25 protein-coding genes and 1 other annotated feature are annotated in these 23,977 nt (G+C 65.6%); of the genes, 2 read left to right on the forward strand and 23 right to left on the reverse strand.

Features of this window, described 5'->3' with window-relative positions:
* Nucleotides 1-28: 28 nt before the first annotated feature.
* From obgE to IEX97_RS01225, 14 genes are all read right to left on the reverse strand, one after another.
* Nucleotides 29-1,321, reverse strand: coding sequence for a GTPase ObgE (obgE, locus tag IEX97_RS01160; protein WP_188880642.1), 1,293 nt, complete (start codon nucleotides 1,319-1,321; stop codon nucleotides 29-31).
* Entirely contained in the window at nucleotides 1,308-1,838 is a 531-nt protein-coding gene (locus IEX97_RS01165; protein ID WP_188880643.1) for a Spo0B domain-containing protein, read from the reverse strand. The genes obgE and IEX97_RS01165 overlap by 14 nt, the downstream gene beginning before the upstream one ends.
* 105 nt (nucleotides 1,839-1,943) lie before the next feature.
* On the reverse strand, nucleotides 1,944-2,258 hold the full coding sequence (gene rpmA, locus IEX97_RS01170) for a 50S ribosomal protein L27 (protein WP_188880644.1): 315 nt from the start codon (nucleotides 2,256-2,258) through the stop codon (nucleotides 1,944-1,946).
* A 61-nt stretch (nucleotides 2,259-2,319) separates the two neighbouring features.
* Entirely contained in the window at nucleotides 2,320-2,664 is a 345-nt protein-coding gene (locus tag IEX97_RS01175) for a ribosomal-processing cysteine protease Prp (protein ID WP_188880645.1), read from the reverse strand.
* A gap of 15 nt (nucleotides 2,665-2,679) precedes the next feature.
* Nucleotides 2,680-2,991: a 50S ribosomal protein L21 gene (rplU, locus tag IEX97_RS01180; protein ID WP_188880646.1), complete on the reverse strand. Its 312-nt coding sequence runs from the start codon at nucleotides 2,989-2,991 to the stop codon at nucleotides 2,680-2,682.
* A gap of 133 nt (nucleotides 2,992-3,124) precedes the next feature.
* Entirely contained in the window at nucleotides 3,125-4,030 is a 906-nt protein-coding gene (locus IEX97_RS01185; protein ID WP_229776199.1) for a site-2 protease family protein, read from the reverse strand.
* Entirely contained in the window at nucleotides 4,027-4,779 is a 753-nt protein-coding gene (locus IEX97_RS01190; protein WP_188880647.1) for a murein hydrolase activator EnvC family protein, read from the reverse strand. Before IEX97_RS01190 ends, IEX97_RS01185 begins: the two co-directional genes overlap by 4 nt.
* Nucleotides 4,780-4,851: 72 nt before the next feature.
* A complete protein-coding gene (minD, locus tag IEX97_RS01195; RefSeq protein ID WP_188880648.1) occupies nucleotides 4,852-5,646 on the reverse strand; it encodes a septum site-determining protein MinD in 795 nt (264 codons plus the stop codon).
* A gap of 51 nt (nucleotides 5,647-5,697) precedes the next feature.
* Nucleotides 5,698-6,336, reverse strand: a complete 639-nt coding sequence (locus tag IEX97_RS01200; RefSeq protein WP_229776201.1) for a septum site-determining protein MinC — start codon at nucleotides 6,334-6,336, stop codon at nucleotides 5,698-5,700.
* A 114-nt stretch (nucleotides 6,337-6,450) separates the two neighbouring features.
* On the reverse strand, nucleotides 6,451-6,972 hold the full coding sequence (mreD, locus tag IEX97_RS01205) for a rod shape-determining protein MreD (protein WP_188880650.1): 522 nt from the start codon (nucleotides 6,970-6,972) through the stop codon (nucleotides 6,451-6,453).
* Nucleotides 6,969-7,832, reverse strand: a complete 864-nt coding sequence (mreC, locus tag IEX97_RS01210) for a rod shape-determining protein MreC (RefSeq protein ID WP_188880651.1) — start codon at nucleotides 7,830-7,832, stop codon at nucleotides 6,969-6,971. Before mreC ends, mreD begins: the two co-directional genes overlap by 4 nt.
* Nucleotides 7,833-7,910: 78 nt before the next feature.
* On the reverse strand, nucleotides 7,911-8,945 hold the full coding sequence (locus IEX97_RS01215; protein ID WP_188880652.1) for a rod shape-determining protein: 1,035 nt from the start codon (nucleotides 8,943-8,945) through the stop codon (nucleotides 7,911-7,913).
* 37 nt (nucleotides 8,946-8,982) lie between these two features.
* The gene (gene radC / locus IEX97_RS01220) at nucleotides 8,983-9,615 is read right to left on the reverse strand and encodes a RadC family protein (RefSeq protein WP_229776210.1); all 633 of its coding nucleotides are present in this window, start codon (nucleotides 9,613-9,615) and stop codon (nucleotides 8,983-8,985) included.
* A gap of 312 nt (nucleotides 9,616-9,927) precedes the next feature.
* Nucleotides 9,928-10,953 carry a hypothetical protein gene (locus IEX97_RS01225; protein ID WP_188880654.1) on the reverse strand — a complete coding sequence of 342 codons (1,026 nt, stop codon included), beginning with the start codon at nucleotides 10,951-10,953 and terminating at the stop codon, nucleotides 9,928-9,930.
* 257 nt (nucleotides 10,954-11,210) lie between these two features.
* Here IEX97_RS01225 and IEX97_RS01230 point away from each other — a divergent pair, with 257 nt between their 5' ends.
* On the forward strand, nucleotides 11,211-11,390 hold the full coding sequence (locus IEX97_RS01230; protein ID WP_188880655.1) for a hypothetical protein: 180 nt from the start codon (nucleotides 11,211-11,213) through the stop codon (nucleotides 11,388-11,390).
* Nucleotides 11,391-11,543: 153 nt separating this feature from the next.
* Here IEX97_RS01230 and murC read toward each other — a convergent pair whose 3' ends face one another.
* The 4 genes from murC to IEX97_RS01250 all read right to left on the reverse strand — a co-directional run bounded on the left by murC (nucleotide 11,544) and on the right by IEX97_RS01250 (nucleotide 17,862).
* On the reverse strand, nucleotides 11,544-12,950 hold the full coding sequence (gene murC / locus IEX97_RS01235) for a UDP-N-acetylmuramate--L-alanine ligase (protein ID WP_188880696.1): 1,407 nt from the start codon (nucleotides 12,948-12,950) through the stop codon (nucleotides 11,544-11,546).
* 5 nt (nucleotides 12,951-12,955) lie between these two features.
* Nucleotides 12,956-14,308 (reverse strand): bifunctional folylpolyglutamate synthase/dihydrofolate synthase, encoded by a 1,353-nt coding sequence (locus tag IEX97_RS01240; protein WP_188880656.1) that lies wholly within the window; start codon nucleotides 14,306-14,308, stop codon nucleotides 12,956-12,958.
* Nucleotides 14,305-16,971 carry a valine--tRNA ligase gene (locus IEX97_RS01245; protein WP_188880658.1) on the reverse strand — a complete coding sequence of 889 codons (2,667 nt, stop codon included), beginning with the start codon at nucleotides 16,969-16,971 and terminating at the stop codon, nucleotides 14,305-14,307. The genes IEX97_RS01240 and IEX97_RS01245 overlap by 4 nt, the downstream gene beginning before the upstream one ends.
* A 128-nt stretch (nucleotides 16,972-17,099) precedes the next feature.
* Nucleotides 17,100-17,298: a binding site (T-box leader), on the reverse strand.
* An 84-nt stretch (nucleotides 17,299-17,382) separates the two neighbouring features.
* Nucleotides 17,383-17,862, reverse strand: a complete 480-nt coding sequence (locus tag IEX97_RS01250) for a hypothetical protein (RefSeq protein ID WP_188880659.1) — start codon at nucleotides 17,860-17,862, stop codon at nucleotides 17,383-17,385.
* A 160-nt stretch (nucleotides 17,863-18,022) separates the two neighbouring features.
* Between IEX97_RS01250 and IEX97_RS01255 the strand changes: the two genes are divergently transcribed.
* Complete coding sequence (locus IEX97_RS01255) at nucleotides 18,023-18,190, forward strand: hypothetical protein (protein WP_188880701.1); 168 nt, start codon at nucleotides 18,023-18,025, stop codon at nucleotides 18,188-18,190.
* 82 nt (nucleotides 18,191-18,272) lie between these two features.
* Here the strand turns inward: IEX97_RS01255 and IEX97_RS01260 are convergent, their stop codons facing one another.
* The 5 genes from IEX97_RS01260 to hemC form a co-directional block, all read right to left on the reverse strand.
* Nucleotides 18,273-19,832 carry a LysM peptidoglycan-binding domain-containing protein gene (locus tag IEX97_RS01260; protein ID WP_188880660.1) on the reverse strand — a complete coding sequence of 520 codons (1,560 nt, stop codon included), beginning with the start codon at nucleotides 19,830-19,832 and terminating at the stop codon, nucleotides 18,273-18,275.
* Between the two features lie 77 nt (nucleotides 19,833-19,909).
* Nucleotides 19,910-21,205, reverse strand: coding sequence for a glutamate-1-semialdehyde 2,1-aminomutase (gene hemL / locus IEX97_RS01265; RefSeq protein WP_229776203.1), 1,296 nt, complete (start codon nucleotides 21,203-21,205; stop codon nucleotides 19,910-19,912).
* Nucleotides 21,196-22,179, reverse strand: a complete 984-nt coding sequence (gene hemB / locus IEX97_RS01270; RefSeq protein ID WP_188880661.1) for a porphobilinogen synthase — start codon at nucleotides 22,177-22,179, stop codon at nucleotides 21,196-21,198. The genes hemL and hemB overlap by 10 nt, the downstream gene beginning before the upstream one ends.
* A 19-nt stretch (nucleotides 22,180-22,198) precedes the next feature.
* Complete coding sequence (locus tag IEX97_RS01275; RefSeq protein ID WP_188880662.1) at nucleotides 22,199-23,047, reverse strand: uroporphyrinogen-III synthase; 849 nt, start codon at nucleotides 23,045-23,047, stop codon at nucleotides 22,199-22,201.
* 8 nt (nucleotides 23,048-23,055) lie between these two features.
* On the reverse strand, nucleotides 23,056-23,973 hold the full coding sequence (hemC, locus tag IEX97_RS01280) for a hydroxymethylbilane synthase (RefSeq protein ID WP_188880663.1): 918 nt from the start codon (nucleotides 23,971-23,973) through the stop codon (nucleotides 23,056-23,058).
* Nucleotides 23,974-23,977 lie beyond the last annotated feature (4 nt).

Raw genomic sequence — 23,977 nt, forward strand, 5'->3', positions numbered from 1 at the left:
GAACATTCCAAAGCGAAATGATGTTGCATCAATCGACGAAATCGAATTCCATCTCGCCGATGCGGATCAGATCCCCGTCCTTCGCGCCATGCTCCCGCAGTGCGTCGTCCACGCCGCGCTGGCGGAGGATATGTTGAAACCGCCGCACGGCGTCCTGCAGGTCGAAATTTGTCATGCGCACCAACTTTTCCAATTCCGGGCTCTCGACGACGAACACCTCGCCATCGCGGCGAATGGTGAATTCGCGGCGCTTTGGCGGTACATACCGGTATACCCGCTGCGGGGCAGGGCCAAGCGCCCCGGCCTGTGCCTGCGCCGCCTCCTGCGCCCGAACCTCGTCCAACAAGTCAGCGACGGCGCGCAAGAGTTCCTGCAACCCTTGCCGCGTCGCGCCGGAGACAGGATAGACGCGCAGGTGCGGGTATGCGTCACGAAACCTGGCCAGATTTGCCGCTGCGTCCGGCAAGTCCATCTTGTTCGCGGCGATCACGGTCGGACGTTCGGCAAGCGCCGGATCGTACAGGCGCAGCTCTTCCGTAATGACCTGGTAGTCCGTCACCGGATCCCGCCCCTCGACGGCAGCCACGTCAATCACGTGCACAATCACGCGCGTGCGCTCGACGTGGCGCAAAAACTCGTGTCCCAGCCCGTGACCTGCGTGCGCCCCCTCGATGAGGCCAGGCAGGTCGGCCATCACGAAACTTCGCCCGTCCTCCACGCGCACCACGCCGAGGTGCGGGTGCAGGGTGGTGAAAGGATAGTCGGCGACCTTGGGCCGCGCCGCGCTCACTGCCGCCAAGAGCGTGGACTTCCCCACGCTCGGAAAACCGACCAATCCAACGTCTGCCAACACTTTCAGCTCAAGCAAAAGCCACCGTGCTTCACCTGGCTCCCCGCGCTCCGCGATTTCCGGCGCTTTGCGGGTGGGCGTGGCAAAGTGCGCGTTGCCGCGGCCACCGCGGCCCCCCCGCGCCACCACCAGCCGTTGCCCGTGCGCCACCAGATCGCCCAGGATCTCGCCCGTCTCTGCATCGCGCACCACGGTTCCCGGCGGAACCTTCACCACCAGGTCGTCCGCGCTTCTGCCGTGCTGGTTCTTCGGCCCGCCGTTCTCTCCGCGCTCGGCTTTGAAATGCCGCTGATACTTGAAGTCGATCAAGGTGCGCAAGCCCTCGTCGACCTCAAGGACCACGTCGCCGCCGCGGCCGCCGTCTCCTCCGGCCGGCCCGCCCATGGGCACATACTTCTCACGCCGCCACGCGACGATGCCGTCACCGCCGTCCCCTCCCTTCACGAAGATTTTCGCTTCATCGACAAACATGGCGCTTCCCTCCCGGGTGTGCCTTGATGGAAGAAACCCAATGCAGCGCAACCCGCGGGTTCGCGTGCGTCGGTGCATCCGCCAACGGAAACGATGGTCCGCCGCTCGCCTCGAGATGCAACCGCACCTGCTCGATTCCGTCCGCCCCGGATACCACCGCCTCCCCGCGTACCCAAACACACGCGGTGTTGTGCGCGGCCGCCTGTTCGTCCAACCATCGCCAAGCGTCCGCGAGCGCGGCGGCGAGCGGCCGTGCCAGCTTGCGCTTTGGCCACAGTTCCACCGCCGTCACGCGCGGGCAACGCGCGACCGCCCACAACACCTCGTGATCCTCCGCCTCCAGGCGCGCCTGCCACAGCGACAGGGAGTGCAGCCAAGCGGCGAGGCGATTGACCCACGCGTGCGCATCTTCGCCGCGCCCCATTTGAAGGTATGCCTTCACCATCTGGAGTCCATTCAACACCTCGTGCCGGTGTGCACGAAACGACTCCCAGGCCGCGGCAGCATCCTGTTCCATGGCGCTCCCTCCCACAAAACGGGGGCCTGGCGCATGACGCCAAGCCCCCGCCATCCCTGCATATGCACGGGCGTTCGCCACCCCGCCGCCCCGCGCAGCGCCGGATCACGCCTGTGCGGCCGTCGCTTCCGCGGACACCTCGGCCACGGGATAGACGCTCACGCGCTTGCGGCCGTGGCCGAACCGTTCAAACTTCACCCGGCCCGCCACCTTGGCGTACAGGGTGTCGTCCTTGCCCCGGCCGACGTTGAAACCTGGATGGATCTTCGTGCCGCGCTGGCGAACCAAGATGCAGCCCGCCTGGACGAACTGACCGTCCCCGCGCTTCACCCCGAGGCGCTTCGCTTCGCTGTCCCGGCCGTTGCGCGTGCTCGAAACACCCTTCTTGTGCGCAAACCGTTGCAGATTCATCCACAACATGGCTCATTCCTCCTGTCTGTGTCGCGCATGTCATCCCGCGATCCGCCGTCATCCCGCTCCGTCACGTCGAACGAACGCCGTGGCGGCCGCTGCGTCTGCGCACCACCCGCACGTGCTCCGGGTAAGCAGCCGCCGTCTGTTCGACACCGAACACCATGCTGTGCAACAACAGTTGCACCTTGGCGTCCTCGCCCGGCGGGGGAACCCGGCACTGCAGCCGTTCTCCGTCATCCGTCACTTCAAGCGCGATCCCGGCGAACCGTTCGCAGCTGTTGATGGCGTTGTAGACCAGAGCCGACACGGCTGCACAGACGATATCACGCCCCGCCTCCGCATATCCGGCGTGCCCGGTGACGACGAACCCGCGGATGTGCGGCCCGTCCTCCACCACGCGCAAGGTGATCATCGACCGCGGCCCGCTTTACGCTTCAATGGAGACAATTTTCAGCGCCGTGTACGGTTGGCGGTGGCCCTGCTTCTTATGATAGTTTTTCTTCGGCTTATATTTGAAAACCACGATCTTCTTGCCTTTGCCGTGCTCCAACACTTCAGCGGTCACCTTGGCTCCGGCGACGACCGGATTGCCCACCCGCAGGCCGTTCGGGCCGCTGACCAACAGTACCTTGTCCAGCGTCACCGTCGTGCCCGGCTCAGCCGCCAGCTTCTCCACCCGGATGCGGTCACCTTCCGCAACCCGGTACTGCTTGCCGCCCGTCTCAATGATGGCGTACATGGTTCCCTCCACTCCGACACGCTGTCCCGTGGGACCCTGGCGCGGGATTTGCTCACCCACGGACATGCGGTGATGATACGACATGTTTCATCTTACCACGCGCGCATCCGCCGAGCAAGACGCGCTCATGGCGCTAGCCGCGGGCAATCCAGTCGGCGAGGCGCTCGGTCCACCGTCCGGCGAACACGGCGGCCAGAACCTCGTCCTCCTCGAGGATGGTTTGCACCGCGCCGTCAGGGCCCAGGACATAGACCATGTGGTAACGGTCGGGGGCAAACTGGCGGGCGACATCGCGAATGGATGCGTGAGCCGGCGCGGCAATCGCGCGGACGCGCTCCGGCACACGAGGTTGCCTGCGCTTCGCATCGAGGAAGCGGACCGTCTCCATGGCGAGATCGCGCCGCCCGCGCCAAGCCGCGGCGAACAAGAATCCGGAGAGCAGCACCATCCCCAGGTGCGGATGGCCGGCGGCCAAGCTTGCCAATCCCAAAGCGGCGAGCACCGCCGCAATCGCCAACGACACCGCATACCCCTCCTGCGTGGCGAGCTCGAACCCGACCGAACGTACGCGCGCCGCACGCAGCAGCCTGCCGCCGTCCAGCGGCAACCCGGGCAGCAGATTGAACAGGACGATCCAGGCGTTTTGTTCCACCACCAGGTGAAAGAAGGCATCATCCCACCCGTGCAGCGCGTGCACCACGTACGCGAACACCACGAGCGCCAGGTTGACCACCGGGCCGGCCATCGCAATGACCGCCTCATGGCGCGGGCGAAACCCGATCCATCCGTAGGCGATCTTCGCCACGCCGCCAAACGGGAGCAGCGAAACTTCTTCCACCACGTAGCCCAGATGCGCCGCCATCGCCGCGTGCCCCATCTCGTGCAGCAGAATGAGGAGAAACAGCACCGCGACATCGCGCCATAACCCTGCCGCGATCGCCAGCACCGACAGCAACACAAACCACGGATGCAGGCGGACGCGGCCGAGATCTCCCATCGGCACAGCGGGAAGAGGAGGAAAGCGCCATCCCCGCCTCATGCGCCATCCGCCGGAAAATGGATATAGTCGTGCGGATTGACGGCACGTCCGTCGCGCACCCAGGAAAAACGCAACACGGGACGGGCCACGTCCGGAAGTCGCCCGATGACCTGCCCGGCTGACACGTATTCGCCCGGCGCGACCGCCACGTCGCCGAGTCCCATGTACACCGTCTGCCCAGGGCTGCCGTGGTCGATGGTCACGACGTCGCCGCCGCGGCTGCGGGCCACCCGTATCACCGTGCCGGCTCCTGCCGCAAGCACCGGCGATCGCGGTGCACCGGCGATGGTCACTTCCGGATGACCAGGACGGAAGTCGGACACCACGGGGCCTTGGAGCGGAATATGGAACACCATCGCGGCAGGCAAACCCGCGACGGCAGAGATGTCGATGCCGTGGCGAAGGAGGAATGTGCGAAACGCCACGCCCACCGGTTCAGAGTAATCGGCGGCAAATGCCGACCGGTAGAGCGTCCGCACGTCGGCGGACAGCACGCCGTCGTGGTGTGCGCTGTAGTAGCCGGTGGCCAAAAGGACGGCGGCAAAAAACGACTGCACCACCCAATCCGGAACTCCGGCCGCTTTGCTCGCCGGCCTGTCCGCGGGTTGCGCCGACCGGCCCGGACCTTGGCCCGACAAGGCGAAGCCGGGGCCCGCGACGCCGGACGAAGGTTCCGCATCCAACGGATCATCGCGCAGCCAACGCACCTCGGGTTGTGATGCAGTGGAACGATGCCAACCCATACCCATCGGACCAGCCCTCCTCAGTCCACTCTACGGACATGCATATGAGCTGGCCGGGATGCGTATGCAGGAGGCGAACTAACCGCGGCTGAAGACGCGCCGCACCCTGTCCCAGAATGTCGGGGGTTCATCCAGGAGTTCCAACGGCACGGGGTCGCCCAACATGCGGCGCGCAATGTTTCTGTACGAGAGCGCCGCACGCGAGTCGGGGCGCACGACCGTCGGTTCCCCTTTGTTGGCTTGGCTGATGATGGTTTCATCGTCCGGGACAATTCCCAACAGGTCGATGGCCAAGACCGAAACGACCTCGTCGATGTCGAGCATGTCGCCCGTACGCACCATCTTCGGGCGGATCCGGTTGATGATTAGCTTGGGATTGCGAAGATTCGCCCCTTCGAGCAACCCGATGACGCGGTCGGCGTCGCGCACCGCGGTATGCTCAGGCGTCGTCACCACGATGGCCTGGTCCGCGCCGGCAACCGCCACCTTGAACCCGTGTTCAATTCCGGCCGGGCAGTCGATGATCACGAAATCGAATGACTGTTTGAGCTCTTCCACGATGCGCTTGACCGCATCCGGGGACAGGGCGTATTTATCTTTCGTCTGCGAGGCAGGCAACAGCGTCAACCGGTCGAACCGCTTGTCGCGGATGAGCGCTTGTTCCAACCGGCAGGTGCCGTTCGCCACGTCGACGATGTCGAAAATGATCCGATTCTCAAGCCCCATCACCACGTCGAGGTTGCGCAAACCGATGTCCGCGTCGACCAGGCAGACGCTTTTGCCGAGCAGCGCCAGAGCCGTCCCGATGTTCGCGGTCGACGTGGTCTTCCCGACACCGCCTTTCCCCGATGTGATCACGATGGCTGAGCCCATGCACCCAGTCCTCCCCCAGCTCGATTCTCCGCGGCCGGCTCGCCGCTTTGGTCAACGCGGCCGCAACGCGGACAGGTACTGCAACCGTTCAACCGCCATGCCGTCCGGGCCCAAGTACGCAAACTCCATAAACGTCCGCGGCGGCCAGCCTTCTCCTTCGGGCGGACGGCTGACCGTCCGGGCGATGCGCAATTGCAAAGGGCGTAACTCTGCCGCAGCGATGATGGCTCGTTCATCCCCGTCGATGCCCGCGTGCGCGATCCCGGCCAAGCGGCCGAAGATGTATACGTCGCCGACGGCCGCCACCTCGCCGCCTGGATTCACGTCCCCGATGACCACCAAATCCCCATCCGACACCACGCGCTGTCCGGAACGCACGGTGCCTTTGTGGATGGTCTGTCCCGTCATGGCGCCGCGCGTATTGAGCAGGGCCCGGCGTGCAGCCGTATGGGCACCCCATTCCCGAATCAGGAAGTTTTCCACCCTCATGAACAAGCCCAGCAGACGGCGGGCATCCTCGGCACTGAGCTCCCGGTTTCCATAGTCAATGGAAACCGGTACCACAGGGCCGTCGAAGACGCTCGCCGTATCGCCGTGCAACAACTGCGTCAGGTGTTCCAACAGGGCATCCATGGGGCACTCCTCGTCGAGAAGAAACAACAACCCGTCGTTGACCCCTTTGACGAACACGGGCGGTTTGTCACCCGGCCGTGGATGAAGCCGTGAAGAAGCGACGGTCGACACCCCCTGTCTCGAACCCTGGCGAGAGATCATTCGTGACCCATCTGCCTTTCTCCTGCCCCGTCAGCCCGCAGGTTCCTCCTCATCCGTCCGGTAGCGCGAACCGCCGCGCGCGGTGAACCACCGGGTCAACAAGGGATAGAGAAGCAGGGTGCAGATGCCGTCGACCAGCATGTCCCACAGGCTGTGCGCCAACACCGGGCGCCACCCGGAGGTGGTCATGTCGAACAGCCGGGTAATCCCGTACGTCACCCAATCGAAGGCAAACGTCTGCCCGATGGCGACCAAGAACGTGAGCGCCACGTTGCGCTGCAAAAACTGCGCAAACATCGCGGCGGCAAAGTACCCGGTTAAGCCGTAAGCAAACGCGTACAGACCGACGAAGGTGCCGTAATCGAAGTCCTGGATGAACCCAATCAGGACGCCGAGGACGAGCGCAGGGCGGACGCCGCGTGCCAGCGCGACGAAGCAGAGGGTGACCAGGACAAGGTTCGGCTGCACGAGGCGGAGCGGCTGCACCTGGAACAAGGTCGATTGCACAATGAGCGCCAACCAGAGGATGGCAAACGCCAGGACATTCCTCATCCGCCCGTGCCACCCCGAGGAGAAGTGACCACAAAGACGTCCTGGAGATAGTCGAGATCGGCTGCCGGCCGCACGAGCGCACGTTGCGTCAAGCCCTGCAATCCTGGCTGCACGCGGACGACCGTGCCAATCAACAAGCCGGGGGGGAACACGCTGCTCAGTCCGGACGTCACGACCGTATCGCCGGGCTTTACGTTCGCCAGCGGCGATAAGAATTCCATATCGAGCAGGTTATCGGGACGGTTCGCACCAAGCACGATGCCAAAAGGTTGTTCGGCACTGCCGTTTTGCACCTTTGCCGACACGCCGTCCCCTTGCTGCGTGTCGGTGATGAGCACCACCTTGGAACTCCACGCGCCCGCCAGCGCGATGCGGCCCACCAGGCTCCCGTCGGCAGAGATGACCGCCATGTCTTCCCGCACACCCTGCCGGCGGCCGACGTCGATGGTGACCTCCGCGTTCCACTGCGACGGATCCCGGCCGATGACGTGCGCGGGCACCGTGGCATATTTCGCGCCTTGCTGCGACTTGAAGCCGAGCATCTGTTTCAGGCGCCGGTTTTCAGCTTCCACGTCACGGAGCTGCACCTGCAACCATGCGTAATCGCGCAACTGGGCTTTGAGCTGCGCATTTTCGATGTACAGCTCGCGCAGGTCGCGGATTCCGGCCAAAAACCCGCTCACTTGACTGACCGGGCGGTAGATCAAGGCCCCGACGGCATTCTGAATGTCGAGGATCACCCGCTCCGGCCATGCGACGAGCGCCGCCTGACTGCGCAGCGTCAAACCGGCCATCGCGGTCAAAAGGACAAAGCTGGCCAGAAGCACAAACAGCGTTCGATTGCTGAAGAGTCGGGACACCCGCATCCCACTTCCCATCGCCGCGAATTCACCCGCATCGGCGGCGCCTCGAGCCATGCCGAACGCTGGTGCGCAGGATTACGCCCGGCTGCGCGATCTGCGGGCAGCCAGGTTCCGCCGCCGGTATACATCGTAGTTATCCAACGCCTTGCCTGTGCCGATGGCCACGCAGTCGAGCGGATTGTCGGCCACCACGACCGGCATCCCAGTCTCCTCGCTGAGCAATTTATCAAGGTTGCGCAACAACGCGCCGCCGCCGGTCAGGACAATCCCGCGGTCCATGATGTCGGCCGCCAGCTCGGGCGGCGATTTCTCCAGCGTGACCTTGACTGCGTCGACGATGGCGCGCACGGTGTCGGACAACGCCTCACAGATTTCGTTCGAAGTGACGGTGAACGTCCGCGGCAGACCGGTCACCAAGTCGCGGCCGCGGATGTCCATCTTTTTCGTCTCCCCGGTCGGAATGGCTGTGCCGATGTGGATTTTCAAGTCCTCCGCGGTTCGCTCCCCAATCATGAGATTGTACGCCTTTTTGATGTATTGGATGATGGCTTCATCCATCTCGTCGCCCGCAACGCGGATGGAACGGCTGGTGACGATCCCGCCGAGCGAAATGATGGCCACTTCGGTCGTGCCGCCGCCGATGTCGACCACCATGCTGCCCGTTGGTTCGCCGACAGGAAGCCCGGCGCCGATGGCGGCCGCCATCGGCTCTTCGATGGTCTGCGCGTCCTTCGCGCCCGCTTCCAGCGCCGCGTCTTCCACCGCCCGTTTTTCGACCGCCGTAATGCCGGAAGGGACGCTCACCATCACCCGCGGCTTGCCGGACCATCCTGACTTGTTTTTCATCGCCTGCCGGATGAAGTAGCGCAACATGGTCGCCGTGGTTTGGAAGTCGGCGATGACCCCGTCCTTCATCGGCCGTACCGCGACGATGTTGCCGGGCGTACGGCCAATCATCTGTTTTGCCTGTTCGCCCACAGCCTCGATCACGCCGGTGTCCGTGCGGATGGCGACCACAGACGGCTCCCGCACGACAATTCCTTTGGATTTGACATAGACGAGCGTGTTTGCCGTCCCCAAGTCGATGCCCATGTCCTTGCCGGAAAACATGTTGGTCTCATCCTCTCATGACGTCTCGCGCTTCAGGTCATGTGCAGTACCCCAAGGCTTTGAGGCTCACGAAGCGGCCGTCGCCGACCACCAGATGGTCCAGCACATCGATCCCGAGCACGCGGCCCGCCTCACACAATCGTTTCGTCACGGAGATGTCCTCCGGACTTGGCGTCGGATCTCCGCTCGGATGATTATGGACGCACAGGATGGCGGACGCACTCCGTCGAACCGCGAGCTTGAACACCTCTCTGGGGTGAACGATGGAAGCATCCAGACTTCCCACCGATGCGAGGTCTTCACCGATGACGCAGTGTTTCGTATCGAGGTGCAGGGTGAGAAAATGTTCCTTCTTAAGGTGTCTCAACCGGTCCATCACATACTCGGCCGCATCTGCCGCCGAGCGGATGCACACTTTCTGCGCCGACGGACGCCGGACGACGCGGCGTCCCAACTCGACAGCCGCCGCGATCTGCAGGGCTTTGGCCGTACCAATCCCCGGGATCTGACGTAACTCCTCCATTTCGATGTCAAGCAAGCCCGGGAGGCCGTCGACGGCCGCCAAGACACGCTGCGCCAATTCATACACCGAGTGGCCTCGTCCACCCGACTGCATGATGATAGCCAACAACTCATCGTTGCGCAACGCCTGCGCGCCGTGGCGCAGCATGCGCTCCCGCGGCGGATCGAACCAAACGGCACTTCGGGGCGGAAATGGTGGTCGCTTGCTCGGATGTTCCACGAAAGGCCCTCCCATCGCGTCGCAGCCGCCCGCCGCAAGGCGGTGTGTCCCACAGAACGGCTGCCATCCAGTGCAACTCCACGATAGGACACCGCCGAGTCTTGCGGCAAACGCATTGCGATGAGGTGCTTCATGTCGAGTGAAACTCATACAGAAATCCATACATCTTCCGCAAGCGCCGTGCACTCGGGAACGAGCCCAAGCGTCCGCCAACCTATCCACTTGGCACGCAACCGGGTTTTATTTCGACAGATGGCGAGCGAGTCCTGCACGTTGTGTCGAATCTGTGTGAACGGACGGTGACAACCCCCGCAATACCGCATCTGCGGCGACCGCGGTCTGAACGGCTTCGATGTGGCGGCCTTTCGCCGCAAGCCGGTACGCTTCCGTCAACAAGTTCGAATACCGTTCCAATGCCGGTCCATACCCCGACCGCGCGAGGCGTGCGGGACCCGGCAACAGGCGGCGTGACGTGTTGTACGCCGTCCAGGCGTCGCGGCTCGGCGCCCCGTCCATCAAGGAGGCCAGAAGCGTGCGCAGGGCGCTCTCCCCTGCCGCGAGCCAGTCGGACAGCGCTGCTGCACTGCGGTCATCCAACCCGGAGCTGCCACGGAGCGTGAAAGCCGGTTGCACGACTTGCGTCACCCAAACCTTGACCCCGTGTGATTGCCATGGTTGCTTGAGGCGGGTGAGATCGGACGCACGCATGGCCGCGGCCGCCACCGCACCGTCATGGCCGGCAAGCACAGGATAGATCACCGGTTTCCCCCAAAGCGCGCCCATCGCAGGCGATGTCGCTGCCGCCGTGTCGACGCACAACACGAACATCCGGATGCCAGGGACGGCGAAGGCAACTTTGCTTTCGCCTGCAGGACGAGGAACGGCAGGTTGCGTTGCACCCGGATGTATGTCAAGCTGCTGCGGAGGTAACGCGGCGTCGCCGGCGGGATCCGTGACCGTGCTCCCGGCAGCACCCCGCGGCACCATCTCGGTTTGCCGGGCCTTTCCCGGCTGGCTGGCGTTTCCCGGCGCCGCGACAGGCAGATGGGCCATCACGGCGTGGAACACCACCATCGCCAGGCAGCCCAGGCTCATCCCGACCAACAGACCGCGGTGGAACGCAGCGCGCCAGCCCGCATGCACCCTTGTTCGCTCCACGCGGCGGACGGTCTCCGACCGCCACGGCTTGTCCCCTGCGCGCACCCGCACAGCCGTCCACGGCTGCGACCGCTTCACCGCCGCGCCTTCGCCCTCCTGCCAAGGCACGCCTATCCCTCCTTCTTCGTTTCTGCCATCTCGCAAGGCGTAGTGTGCACTTGTTCCGGATCTTATGTCACCCGCTGCAAATCTATGAAACGGCAGAGCCAACGTGGGCATACGAACAGCGTCGAACCGTGGCGGAGAAGACTGCGTACCGCGTATTCTCCGCCGGGGGAGTATGGTATACTGAAAAAGGTAGAGGGACAGGCCGCAAGCGGCTCCGTGACACGTTGGGCGGACGGGGCCAGGGGAGTGAAGAAACCATGTCGAACGTCTACCGGTCCATCCTGTGGGGCGTCATCATCGTCGTGGGCATCGTCGTACTCGCATTCTTCATTCGTTTCTTGCTTGAGGTCGCTGTCGTGGCCGCCCTGCTCGCGCTGGCCTACTACTTGTTCACACGTGCCACGGCGACGTGGCGGCAGAACCGGCCTTGGCGGTAACCCCGCCGTGATCAGCAAGATCTCACCAATGATTTCACCGCCATGAATAAAGGGACGAAAGGCGCGGCCGGCCTTGGCGCCAAGCCGAGCGCGTTGCGGAGGCGCGAGCAACCTGCTCGCGCCCTTGCTGTGTTCTTACGCAGTGGGCGTTTCTTATGCGTAAGACGCTTCCGACCGGGCGGCGAGGACATCTCCCAAGCGGTGCGCGACTTGCCATATGTCGCCAGCCCCCATCGTCAACACCAGGTCACCAGGGCGCACGGTCGCCGCCAGGTACGCCAATACCTCGTCCTTGGTCCGCAGGAAGCGGGTGTGCGGATTGCTCTCTTTGCGCACCTGCTCTGCCAATCGCTCCGCGGAGACGCCCTCCAGCCGAGGTTCCCCCGGCGGGGAGTAAATATCCGAGATCACGACTTCGTCCGCTTCCGCAAACGCCCGCGCGAATGCGTCAAAGAGAAAATACGTCCGGGTGTATCGCTGCGGCTGAAACACCGCCACGATGCGCCGGCCTGTGGCGCGGGCGGCGGCGATGGTCGCCCGGATCTCCGTCGGATGGTGGGCATAGTCGTCCACCACCAGCACACCGTCCACGTCGGCCAGCACCTGAAACCGGCGCTTCGCGCCGTGAAACTCGGCGAGCGACCTCGCGACAGGTTCATACTCCAATCCGACCGCACGCGCCACCGCGATGGCTGCCAAGGCGTTCATCACGTTGTGCGCCCCCGGCAGCGCCAGCACCAGGGACCCGAGGCGTTGGCCGCGGTACCACACCTCGCAGCGGCTGCCGCGATCGAACAATTCCACGCCGGCCGCGACATAATCCGCGGCTGCGCGGCCTTCCTGGCCGTCCAAACCGAACGTCACCACCGGGCAGCGCGCCGCCCCGGCAAGCTGACGCAGATGGTCGTCTTGGGCGGACACGACGCACAGCCCGTCCGGTTGCACTTGGCGGATGAACTGCTCGTACGCCCGTTTGAGGTTTTCAAAATCTCCGCCGTAGTGCTCCAGGTGGTCGGGCTCCACGTTGGTGACGACCGCGAACTTGGGATGATAGTGCAGGAATGAACCGTCGCTCTCATCCGCTTCCGCGACGAGGTACGGCCCGCGGCCAGCCTTCGCGTTGTCCCCGATGTCGCGGACGACGCCGCCGACGATAAACGTCGGATCCAAGCCGCAGCGCTCCATCACAAACGCAATCATCGACGTGGTCGTCGTCTTCCCGTGTGCGCCGGTGACCGCGATCCCGATGCGGTCCTCCATCAGCCGGGCCAGCATCTGCGAACGGTGCAGGACGGGGATTTGCCGCCTGCGCGCCTCGCACAACTCCACGTTGTCTTGCGGAAGGGCTGTGCTGTACACCACGAGGTCCGCGCCGTCCACATGGTGGGCCGCGTGCCCGACGTAAATCCGCGCTCCCCGCTCGGCCAAGCGTTGCGTCAACTCGTGCGCGGACACATCCGACCCGGACACGTCATACCCCAAATCCAGCATCACGCGCGCGATGGCGCTCATCCCGTAACCGCCGATGCCCACGAAGTGCACACGCTGTGCGCCCGCCACGCCGATCACCGACCTTTCTCCGCAAACTCTGTTTGCCCGTGTCGCATAGCCTGCCTCGCCTCGTCGACCGTATACAAGGAACCCCAGCAACACACCGGCGCTTCGCCCGCCCGCGCCAGCGCCAGGGACAGGGCGTCCGCGACAGGCACCGCCACATCGACGCGCGCCGCCGGCTGCCGCTGGCGCACCCAGCGCGCCAGGTCTCGCGCGTTGAGCGCACGCGGATTGTCCGGCTGGGTGCAGATGACCGACGCCGCCAACGGGAGCAGCATATCGAGCATCGGCAACAGCGCTTTGTCCTGCAACACCCCGATGACCATGATCCAACCGCGCCCGTCGAACCGCAACTGACTCGCCAATTCTTCCAATCCCCGGCGCAAGGCGAACGCACCTGCCGCATTGTGCGCGCCGTCCAACACCAGGAGCCGCCCGTCGGCCAGCATGTGCACCTCGAAGCGTCCCGGCCACTCTGTATGCCGCAGTGCCTGCCGCAGGCGCGCGTCCGAAAGCGGCGGGCAGTGGCCGCCCGCCACCGCCGCCTCGTACATCGCCAGCGCCACGGCGGCATTCGCACACTGGTGGGCGCCGAACAACGGCACGGGCACACCGAACACATCGCGGCATCGCCCGCGGTAGTGGATGAACTGCAACGGCCAAGCAACCGCTTCGCGCGCGTAGCCGAACACTTCGCCGAGCCGCCACACCGGCGCCGCCACCTCCCTGGCGATCCGCTCCATCACAAGGTACGCACTGTCTTGGGCGGCGGTGACCACCGGAACGCCGGGTTTGATGATCCCCGCCTTGTGCCAGGCAATCTCCGGGATGGTCCGGCCGAGGACATCCATGTGGTCGTACGTCACGTTGGTGATGGCGGTCACCGCCGGCGACACCACGTTCGTCGAGTCGTAGCGCCCGCCGAGACCGGTCTCCCAGACGACGTGATCGACCCCGGCGGCGCGGAAGTACAAAATGGCCATCGTGGTCAGAGCCTCGAACTCAGTCAACGGATCATCCGGTGCGTCCGCCGCCCGGCTCGCGGCCATCACCTGTTCCGCCAAGGCGGCGAACGTGGCGTCGTCCACAGGTTCCCCGTCGACGAGGAAGCGGCCGCGGAAGCCGTCGAACGCCGGCGAGGTGAACGTTCCGACCCGGCCGCCGGTCGCACGCAGAATGGCCGTCAAAAACGCGCACACAGACCCTTTGCCGTTCGTTCCGGCGACGTGGTAGAAGCGCAGTCCCGTTTCGGGATGGCCAAGGTACGCCAAAATCCGTTTCATCCGTTCCAGACCCGGGCGTACCCCGAACCGCTGCCGGGAGGAGAGCCAGGCCACGGCCGGATGCACCTGCCGCGCGTTCACACCCCTTCCGCCAAGGCGCGCAACCGCTCCTCGACAGCCTCCAGCTTGCTTCGATAATTCGCCGCCTTCTCCCTCTCCGCCTCGACGACGTGCGCCGGCGCTCTGGCGACAAACTGCGGGTTCGCGAGCTTTTTCTCCGCCCGTTCGACTTCCGCCGCCAGGCGATCCCGTTCCTTCTCGAGCCGTTGCCGCTCCTCCGCCAGGTCGACGAGATCGGCAAGCGGGATGAACAACTCCGCGCCGGTGACGACCGCGGTGACGGCGTGCGCCGGCACGGCGACCTCTGTCCCGATGTCCAGGGTGTGCAGCTGACAGAACCGCATCAGGTACGGCCGGGCTTCGGCAAACAAGCGCGCCGTCTCCTCGTCCTGGACCCGAACCGCCAAGGCGACGGGTTTACCGGGCGGCACGTTGCGCTCGCTGCGCACGTTGCGCACGCTGCGGATGGCCTCCTGGATCACCTGCATTTGACGGGCAATCCGCTCATCCACGTCGGCCACCTCCGCCTGCGGCCAGGCGGCAACCGCCAAGGCGGGGGCGTCGTGGACGGGGAGATGGCGCCAGATCTCCTCCGTGACGAACGGGATGAACGGATGCAACAGCCTGAGCAGCGCGTCGAGCACGTGCACCAGGACCGCCCGCGTCTGCGCCTTCGCGGCCTCATCCGATCCATACAGCGACAGCTTCGACAGTTCGATGTACCAGTCGCAGAAATCGTCCCACGCGAAGTCGTACAAGGCGCGCCCCGCTTCGCCAAAGTCCAAACGGTCGAGGGATGCGTCGACCGCTTGCACGGTCAAGGCGAGCCGGTGCAGGATCCATTTGTCCGCGATGGTCAGCGCCTCCCGCCGCAGCGGCGGCAACGGCCCGTCCCCCAGGTTCATCAGCACGAACCGGGAGGCGTTCCACACTTTGTTGATGAAGTTGCGCGACCCTTCGACCTTCTCCCAGTAGAAGCGTTGGTCATTTCCCGGCGAGGTGCCGGTCGCCAGCGTGAAGCGGAGCGCATCCGCGCCGTACTTCTCGATCACCTCGACGGGATCCACGCCGTTGCCCAAGCTCTTCGACATCTTCCGGCCCTCTGCATCCCGGATGAGCCCGTGCACCACGACGGTGTGAAACGGCATGCGGCCTGTGAAGCGCAGGCCGGTGAACACCATCCGCGCCACCCAGAAGAAGAGGATATCGTACGCGGTCACGAGGACCGACGTCGGGTAATAGCGCGCCATGTCCGGCGTCGCGTCCGGCCAGCCGAGCGTGGAAAACGGCCAGAGGGCGGAAGAGAACCACGTATCGAGGACGTCTTCATCCTGACGCACCTCGGAGCTGCCGCAGTGGCTGCACGCGGTCACATCCGTCCGCGACACGGTGATGCCGCCGCACGCGTCGCAGTACCATGCGGGGATGCGGTGCCCCCACCACAGTTGCCGGGAGATGCACCAATCGCGCACATTTTCCAACCAATGGAGAAACACGCGCTCAAACCGCTCCGGAACGAACTGCAGTTCTCCGCGCCGCACCGCCGCGATGGCCGCTTCCGCCAACGGGGCCATCCGCACAAACCACTGTTCGGAGAGATACGGTTCCACGACCGTATCGCAACGGCTGCAGTGTCCGACCGCGTGGGAGATCTCCTCCACCTTGCGCACAAGACCTTGGCGCGCCAAGTCTTCCACCACGCGCCGGCGGGCCGTCTCCCTGTCCATGCCTCGATACGCACCGGCCGTGTCGTTGAGCCGACCATCCGCTTCGATACAGCGCGGTGCCGGAAGTTGATGGCGCATGCCGACTTCAAAGTCGTTCGGGTCGTGCGCCGGGGTGATCTTCACGCACCCCGTACCGTATTCCCGGTCGACGTATTCGTCGGCGATGACCGGGATCTCCCGGTCGGTCAGCGGCAGTTTCAGCATGCGGCCGATAAGTCCGCGGTAGCGCGGGTCTTCCGGATGCACCGCCACCGCGACGTCGGCGAACATCGTCTCCGGACGCGTCGTCGCCACCACCAATTCGCCGCTTCCGTCCGCCAGCGGGTACGCCACGTGCACCAGCCGTCCCGGGAGATCGCGGTGTTCGACCTCGATGTCCGACAAGGCTGTCCCGCAACGGGGGCACCAGTTGATGATCCGGTTTCCCCTGTAGATCAGCCCCTCCTCGTAGAGCCGCACGAACACCTCCCGGACTGCGCGCGAGAGCCCCTCGTCCATCGTGAACCGCTCGCGGGTCCAGTCGCAGGACGCGCCAAGCGCCCGCACCTGACGGGTGATGAGGTCCCCGTACCTGTTTTTCCATGCCCACACCCGCTCGACGAACGCAGCCCGCCCGAGCTGATGGCGGGTGAGGCCCTCCTCGGCGAGGAGCGTCTTCTCGACGCGGGTTTGCGTCGCGATGCCGGCGTGATCGGTCCCCGGCACCCAGACGGTGTCAAACCCCTGCATCCGCCTGCGCCGCACGAGGATGTCCTGCAGGGTGTTGTTCCAGGCGTGGCCAAGGTGCAACGATCCGGTCACGTTCGGCGGAGGCATGACCACGGAAAACGCGGGCCGTCCCTTGGCGGACGGGTCCGGCGTGAAAAAGCCTCCTTCTTCCCAGAAGCGGTAAATCCGTTCTTCGACGTGCTGCGGTTGGTAGACCGTCGGCAAGTCGGTCGTCCGCGCGGTCGCCATGTGGCAGTGAACCTCCTTTGGCCTCTTCCCAGCGCGCACTTCTCGCGCCGGTTGGCTGACAGGCATGGCCGCATCCGAATCATCCGGACCCATGGTGCATACCGCCAAACGAAAAAAGACCTTGCGTCCATCAGGACGGAAGGTCTCCGCGGTACCACCTGACTTCCCATGTAACCCATGGGCACTCGACGCCGATAACGGGGCGGATCCGGCCATCCGGCTGCTCCAAGGCGACGTTCAGGCGGACCTTCGGGGCGGCTTTCAGCCGCAGGCCGCCCTCTCTGGGCGAAGGCACCCCGCCTTACTCCTCCTTGTCATCGCATCCTATGCACGCTTCGCGCTTGTACGATCACGTCCATGTCGAGGACAGTTCCATATTTTAGCTTCCGGCTGCTTGCCTGTCAAGGGGCATCAACGGCGCCGCTTTTTCTTCTTGCGATGGCGACGGACAGGCGGCGGCGCCTCGGCATCCTGCTGGCGCCGGCGGCTCTCCAGTTCCTCCCGCTTGCGCTCCGACCAGATGGTCAAGCGCAGGTACAGGTAGGCCATGGCCAATCCTACCGCCAGCGCGAACCCGTTCGCCTCGGCGACGACCAGCCAACCTTCTTTCAGAAGCAGGGCGCGATCGAACACCCACTCCAAGAGGAGGTTCACGAGAAACATCGCCACGACGCCGGCCAAGGTGTTCGCCAGACGGCGCTCCTTGACGCGCGGCGCCGTCATGTACGCGACCACAAGCAACGCCAGCGGCAGACTGGTGGTGATGGGGTAGTGCAAGAACGCCGCGGCCAGGCTTTGCAACACAGCCACCGCGAGGACGAGCAGCGCCAGAAAGCGCCAGTACCAACCGTTCCAAATCCCTTGCTGCGTGGTGTATTCGCCCAAAGACATCCTCCTGATGCCGGCGGGACGCACCGCGCCCGCCCTTCTCTGTCTCCGCCTTCATCGTACCAGACGGCGCCAAGGTTGTCATCCAGGTTGGAACGCGGATGCATGAGGTCAGCCGGACAGGTCCGCGCATATACATAGAAGGGATCAAGGCGGTGGGGGTGTGGACGTGGGTTTCTTTTACGGCATCGTCCGGTTTGTCAAGCTGTTGCTCGCCATGGCGATTTGCCTGCTGTTTTTACGCGCCATCTTCTGGCCGACACCGCTCGACCTCATCGTCCTCCTGTTGCTGTTCATCGTGTTCGCCGCGATGTTCATCGGTGCCCCGTAGGTCCGCCTGCCGCGGGCTGCCCGCCCTGCCGCCGCGCGTCTTGACCGCCTGCCGCCAGCAGGCGCAGGTGTCCCGCGGGACGTCAGCGCTTGCCAGCCGCCACAGGCGGCACGCGCAGGGTTTGGCCTGGGTACACCGTATCCCGGTCAAGCTGATTGACCCGCATCAGGTCTGCCTTGCTGCAACCGACGCGATCCGCCACCGCATCGAGCGATTCATCCTCCTGCACCACCACGTACCGGATGGTGTACCGGGTCAAAGGCGCGTTGAAGTCGACGAATGACCACAGGGAGTCGCGCGCATGTGCGGCAGCGCGCGCGGGTTCGCGCGGCCATGCACCGGCTTCTGCAGGTAACTCGTCGGCAGCCGTCGCAGCGGGCGGTTCATGACCAGGTGCATTTCCGCCCGCGGCAGCACCTTCGCCGTCGCGTCCGGGTGTTGGTCGCGCAAAGCCGCCCGCGGCTGCTTGTGTTTCTCCCCCGTTCGGCGGGGACTGCACGCGAGGTACGAATCCGGCCGCAGGGTGGAACCCATCGGCGCCCAGGCTGCGCGACGGCACAAACTCCCCTTCGTCAGCCAAGCCCGGCATGGCGGATGCCGCGTCCGCGGAAGCGGATGCGGTTGCAGGTGCGGATGCGGATGCCGCGTCCGTGGCTCCAGTTGCCATCTCCGGCGTGGCGGATGCCGCGTCCGTGGCTCCAGTTGCCATCTCCGGCGTGGCGGATGCCGCGTCCGGCGGAGACAAACCGGGATCGTCGGTGCCCAATTGGTACACAAACTCAAATTCCGCCCATGGCGCTTCCGGTCCAACATCACCCCGCGCCGGTTGTCCGGGCGCATGAAGGGCGGACGGCTCGTGGCCAGCCCCGGTAAACGCGCGGTCGAAGGCTTGCAAATCTGCCTGCAGCGCCCGCGCCGGTGCGTCGTCTTCACCTTTCGTGCCGGCAGGAGGCTCAGCACGCACACCTGTGGACGGCGCAGCCACATCCCCCGCCGGCACCCCCGTTCGCGCCCCGGCGCGCTCCCCCGCCGGCACCCCCATCGGTTCCCCGGTGCGCTCCCCGGGCTCCGCATCCGAACGCTCCTCTTCCTCCGCTTGATGGCGGGCTTGACTTACGGCTGTGACCTCATGGTCGACCGCAGCAAGCGGCGTGGTCCCGAAGAAAAGGTCGCCCTCCTCCTGGGCCCCGCATTGGAAATGATATCCTTCCCGATGGTTCAGGCCGGTGATGGTCAAATGGGCCGCGATATGAACCCACGCGTCGTCCACCACCTCCAACCGCCAATCGGTGATGCGGCTGGTGACGTTCACCAACCCGCGCGGCTGGGCGCGAACCGGCACCCGCAACCAAAACGGCATCCGATGCTGGATGTGCTGGACAAACGGGCCATCCGCCCCTTGGGGCGACCAGGCCTGCTCTTCTGCGTCCGGCCCGGATGGCCATGCCGCGGTACGGCGCGAAACATACCCCGAAAACAGGATGGCGCCCTCGAGCACGTACGCATCACCCACCCGGTCGAACGACGTGACCTCGGTGGCCACCGTCGCATCTTCCAGGGTATCGCCGGCGCGCACTTCATCGATGAACACCTGTTGATCAATCTCCAGGCGTACCACGGGGGTGCGATCCGCATCGGTCACGAACATCCCCTCCCTGGTCACAAGGTCTCATCATCACCTTATGTCCGGGGAAGGGGGGATATGTGGCGCTTCCGACTTCACAAGCGTGCGAACGCGCGCTCCAGGGCCGCCACCGTCTCAGCCAGCTCCGCCTCCGTATGCACCGCGCTGAGAAACCCGGCTTCCAACTGCGACGGTGCCAGCGCCACACCCTCCTCCAACATGGCGTGGAAGAAGCGGGCGTACATCCGGGTGTCGCACGCCTTGGCCGCCGCGTAATCGGTCACCGGACCCTCGTGGAAGAACAGCCCGAACATCCCTCCCACCGCGACGCCAAAGGTGGGAATGCCTTTGCGCCGGCCCAAGGCCACAAACGCATCGACCAACGCCTGCCCGTACCGCTCCATGCGTTCGTACAAGGCGTCGCCGGCAGCCGCCAACATCGACAGCGACGTCCATCCGGCCGCCATCGCCAACGGGTTGCCGGAAAGGGTGCCCGCTTGATACACCGGTCCGTCCGGGGCGATGAGGGACATGATCTCCCGGCGGCCACCGTACGCGCCCACGGGCATCCCGGCACCGATGACCTTGCCGAGCGTGGTCAGGTCAGGCCGGACGGAAAAGCGCGCCTGTGCGCCGCCGAGCGCGACGCGAAAACCGGTCATCACTTCGTCGAAAATGAGGAGTGCCCCGTACCGCTCGGTGAGGGCGCGCAACCCGGCCAAAAATCCGGGTTCCGGCAAGACGCAACCCATGTTTCCTGCCACCGGTTCGACAATCACCGCCGCGATTCGTTCACCGTGGGCCGCGAACAGCGACTCGACAGCCGCCAAATCATTGTACGGCGCCGTGAGCGTGGTCTTGGCAGTCGCCTCCGGTACCCCGGGGCTGTCCGGCAGACCGAACGTCGCCACGCCGGAACCCGCTTTGACGAGCAGGCTGTCGGCGTGCCCATGGTAACAGCCCTCGAACTTGACGATGACCGGACGCCCCGTGTACGCCCGCGCGAGGCGCAGCGCACTCATCGTCGCTTCCGTACCGCTGTTGACCATGCGCACCACTTCGATGGACGGCACGAGGGAAATCACCAACTCGGCCATGCGCGTCTCCCATTCGGTCGGAACCCCGAAACTCATCCCGCGCGCCGCCGCTTCCGTCACCGCCCGGACAATCTCCGGATGGGCGTGGCCCCAGATGAGCGGGCCCCACGACATCAGGTAGTCGATGTAGCGGTTGCCGTCGATGTCGTACAGGTATGGTCCCTCGCCGTGATCGGCGAAAAAGGGCGTCCCTCCGACCGCCCGAAACGCCCGCACCGGGCTGTTCACCCCGCCCGGCATCAAAGAGAGCGCCTTCTCATACGCCTTCTGCGATCGCGCCTGCTTCAGCGCCATGACGATGCCTTCACCCACTTTGCTGCTTCTTTCGCGTGGTATGTGAGGATAAAATCGGCGCCCGCCCGTTTGAACGCCAGCAGCGTCTCCTCCACCACCGACCGTTCATCGATCCAGCCCTTTTCCGCCGCGGCCTTCACCATGCTGTACTCTGCGCTGACGTGATACGCGGCGAGCGGCAGAGGAAACGCCTCCCTCAGGGACCGCAGGACGTCGAGGTAGGGCAAGCCCGGCTTGACCATCAAGGCGTCCGCCCCTTCCTCGACGTCGGACGCCGCCTCACGCAAGGCCTCGCGCGCGTTCGCCGGGTCCATCTGGTACGAGCGCCGGTCGCCGAACGCGGGCGCCGAATGGGCCGCCTCCCGGAACGGTCCGTAGAACGCCGAGGCGTATTTGACCGCATAGGAGAGAATGGCCACATCTGTCCAACCGTGTGCATCGAGGGCCTGGCGGATGGCTGCCACCCGCCCGTCCATCATGTCTGACGGCGCGACCACGTCGGCGCCGGCCTGGGCGTGGGAAACGGCTGTTTTCGCCAACAATGTCAGGCTTTCATCGTTGACGATTTTGCCGTCGCGCACCACGCCGCAGTGGCCCGCCGGGTTATACTGGCACAGACAGACATCGGTCATGACCACCAGGTCGGGATGCTCCGCTTTGGCTGCCCGCACGGCCTGTTGCACGATGCCGTCCTCGCGGTATGCGGATGTGGACCACTCGTCTTTGTCCGCCGGGATGCCGAACAGGATGATCGCCGGGATGCCGAGTTCCGCCAGCTCCGCCACTTCGCGCCGGAAGGCGTCTAGGCCGAAGTGGTACACGCCCGGCATGGCGGCAATCTCCTCCTTGCCGTTCAACCCCTCGCGGACAAACACGGGGTACACCAAATCGTCGACTTGCCATGCGTGTTCGCGCACCAACCGGCGCAGGTTGGCGTGGGCACGCCAGCGCCGGTGACGACGAAAGCCATCCATCAGCAAACGCCTTCCTCTCTCAATCTTCTGACGCGCAGTCGCAACCAGGGTCCACACCGCTGCCGGGGCGTGCACCGCCGGCAACCGCGGCCAGGACGGCCCGCCACAATCCTTCTTCCGACGGCTCGTCCGCCACGCGCGCGACGGGCAGGCCGGCAGCGCGGCATGCCCGGGCGGTCGTGGGGCCGATGGCGACGATGCGCACGTCGGTGGCGTCCAACCACGCCTTCTCCGCAGCCGCCGCCGCGACCGCCGACGGGCTCGCGAACACCACCACCGCCACCCGGTGTCGGCGCAGACGCTCCGGCCACGACGGCACCGGTTTGCTCGACGGCCGGGTGGTGTAGACCACACACGTCCTCACCTCGTGCCCGGCCGCGGTCAACGGGGCAAACGCCGTGCCATCCGCCCGGTCGCCGAGCGGGACGAACCACCGCCGCGGCGGGAGTCCCGCGAGGTGCGCCACCAGGTCCGCTGCCGTTTTGCCGGGCGGCACCTCGACGTGTGGCCATCCCGCCGCGCGGGCGGCCGCCGCGGTCGCCTTCCCCACCGCGAAACACGCCTGGTTTGCCAGCGCCGGGCGCACCTTTGCCCATATTCCCCACGCCTTGGCCAACGCCGTCACGGCCCGCACCGCGTTGGCTGAGGTGAACGCCACCGCGTCCGCCGGCAGCCACGCCTGCAACAAGCACGCCTTGACGGCCGGTTCGCACAACCAGGCGATCTCGATGAGCGGCGACACCCACGCTTCGCCGCCCGCGGCGTTCACCCGCGCCGCCAAGGGAGCCGCTTGCGCGGGCGGCCGCGTGATGACCACGAGGACGCCCGCGAGGTCGGCTTGCGCGCCCGTTCGCCTCTCCCCCGCCATCCTGCCGGTCACCCGCCTTGGGCGGCCGCGATCACGCCGCCCGCCCCTTGGGCTTGCAGGGCTGCGGCGACCGCCCGCCCGACCTCGAACGGGTTGTCTCCCCTCGCCTCGGCGCGCAGGACGCAGGTTCCCTCCCGGTCCGCGACCATGCCCCGCAGGTGAATCCGACCGTCCGGCCCGACGGTGGCATACCCCCCTACCGGCACCTGGCAGCCGCCTGCCAATTCGGCGAGCAGCGCCCGTTCCGCCATCGCCGCCGTCCGTGTCGGTCCGTCGGTCCAACGGCGCAGTGCCTCACACAGGACGCGGTCGTCCGCCCGGCACTCCACCGCCAGCACGCCTTGGCCGACGGCGGGGGTGAACAGTTCCGGATCCAGGTACGCGGAGATCCGGTCGGCCCAGCCCATCCGCTTCAACCCTGCCGCGGCGAGGACAATGGCGTCGAACCCATCCTCCGCAAGCTTGCGCAGCCGGGTGTCGATGTTGCCGCGCAGCGGCTCAATCCGGAGGTCGGGACGCAGGGCGCGCAGCAGCGCCATCCGCCGCAAGCTGGATGTGCCCACGCGCGCACCGGGCGGCAGGTCGGCCAGCGATTCGGCGCTGCGCGCGATGAGAACATCCCGCGGGTCTTCCCGCGGCGGCATCCCGGCCAGGGCCAAGCCGTCCGCCACCTCAGCCGGCACATCCTTCAGGCTGTGCACCGCGATGTCCGCGCGCCCGTCGAGCAAGGCCTGCTCCACCTCGGACACGAACAAGCCCTTGCCGCCCAACTCCGCGAGCGACACGTCCAACATGCGGTCACCCTGCGTCACGATGGGCACCACCTCGAACGTCCAGCCCGGAAGATGCGCGGCCAGGGAGGAGATGACCCAGCGTGTCTGCTGCAGCGCGAGCGCGCTTTTGCGCGATGCCACCCGCACGCGCATGGGC

Source organism: Paenalicyclobacillus cellulosilyticus, from assembly GCF_014647315.1.
In the GTDB taxonomy this organism is placed as follows: domain Bacteria; phylum Bacillota; class Bacilli; order Alicyclobacillales; family Alicyclobacillaceae; genus Alicyclobacillus_J; species Alicyclobacillus_J cellulosilyticus.

Coding starts and splice junctions, on each gene's coding strand:
- obgE (WP_188880642.1), bottom strand. CDS start 1,321: ATGTTTGTCGATGAAGCGAAAATCTTCGTGAAGGGAGGGGACGGCGGT.
- IEX97_RS01230 (WP_188880655.1), top strand. CDS start 11,211: ATGTCGAACGTCTACCGGTCCATCCTGTGGGGCGTCATCATCGTCGTG.
- IEX97_RS01190 (WP_188880647.1), bottom strand. CDS start 4,779: ATGGGTATGGGTTGGCATCGTTCCACTGCATCACAACCCGAGGTGCGT.
- minD (WP_188880648.1), bottom strand. CDS start 5,646: ATGGGCTCAGCCATCGTGATCACATCGGGGAAAGGCGGTGTCGGGAAG.
- IEX97_RS01215 (WP_188880652.1), bottom strand. CDS start 8,945: ATGTTTTCCGGCAAGGACATGGGCATCGACTTGGGGACGGCAAACACG.
- IEX97_RS01250 (WP_188880659.1), bottom strand. CDS start 17,862: ATGTCTTTGGGCGAATACACCACGCAGCAAGGGATTTGGAACGGTTGG.
- hemC (WP_188880663.1), bottom strand. CDS start 23,973: ATGCGCGTGCGGGTGGCATCGCGCAAAAGCGCGCTCGCGCTGCAGCAG.
- rplU (WP_188880646.1), bottom strand. CDS start 2,991: ATGTACGCCATCATTGAGACGGGCGGCAAGCAGTACCGGGTTGCGGAA.
- IEX97_RS01275 (WP_188880662.1), bottom strand. CDS start 23,047: ATGGCGGGGGAGAGGCGAACGGGCGCGCAAGCCGACCTCGCGGGCGTC.
- rpmA (WP_188880644.1), bottom strand. CDS start 2,258: ATGTTGTGGATGAATCTGCAACGGTTTGCGCACAAGAAGGGTGTTTCG.
- IEX97_RS01165 (WP_188880643.1), bottom strand. CDS start 1,838: ATGGAACAGGATGCTGCCGCGGCCTGGGAGTCGTTTCGTGCACACCGG.
- hemB (WP_188880661.1), bottom strand. CDS start 22,179: ATGGATGGCTTTCGTCGTCACCGGCGCTGGCGTGCCCACGCCAACCTG.
- IEX97_RS01185 (WP_229776199.1), bottom strand. CDS start 4,030: ATGAGGCGGGGATGGCGCTTTCCTCCTCTTCCCGCTGTGCCGATGGGA.
- IEX97_RS01245 (WP_188880658.1), bottom strand. CDS start 16,971: ATGGCGACCGCGCGGACGACCGACTTGCCGACGGTCTACCAACCGCAG.
- hemL (WP_229776203.1), bottom strand. CDS start 21,205: ATGGCGCTGAAGCAGGCGCGATCGCAGAAGGCGTATGAGAAGGCGCTC.
- mreD (WP_188880650.1), bottom strand. CDS start 6,972: ATGAGGAATGTCCTGGCGTTTGCCATCCTCTGGTTGGCGCTCATTGTG.
- IEX97_RS01175 (WP_188880645.1), bottom strand. CDS start 2,664: ATGATCACCTTGCGCGTGGTGGAGGACGGGCCGCACATCCGCGGGTTC.
- radC (WP_229776210.1), bottom strand. CDS start 9,615: ATGCTGCGCCACGGCGCGCAGGCGTTGCGCAACGATGAGTTGTTGGCT.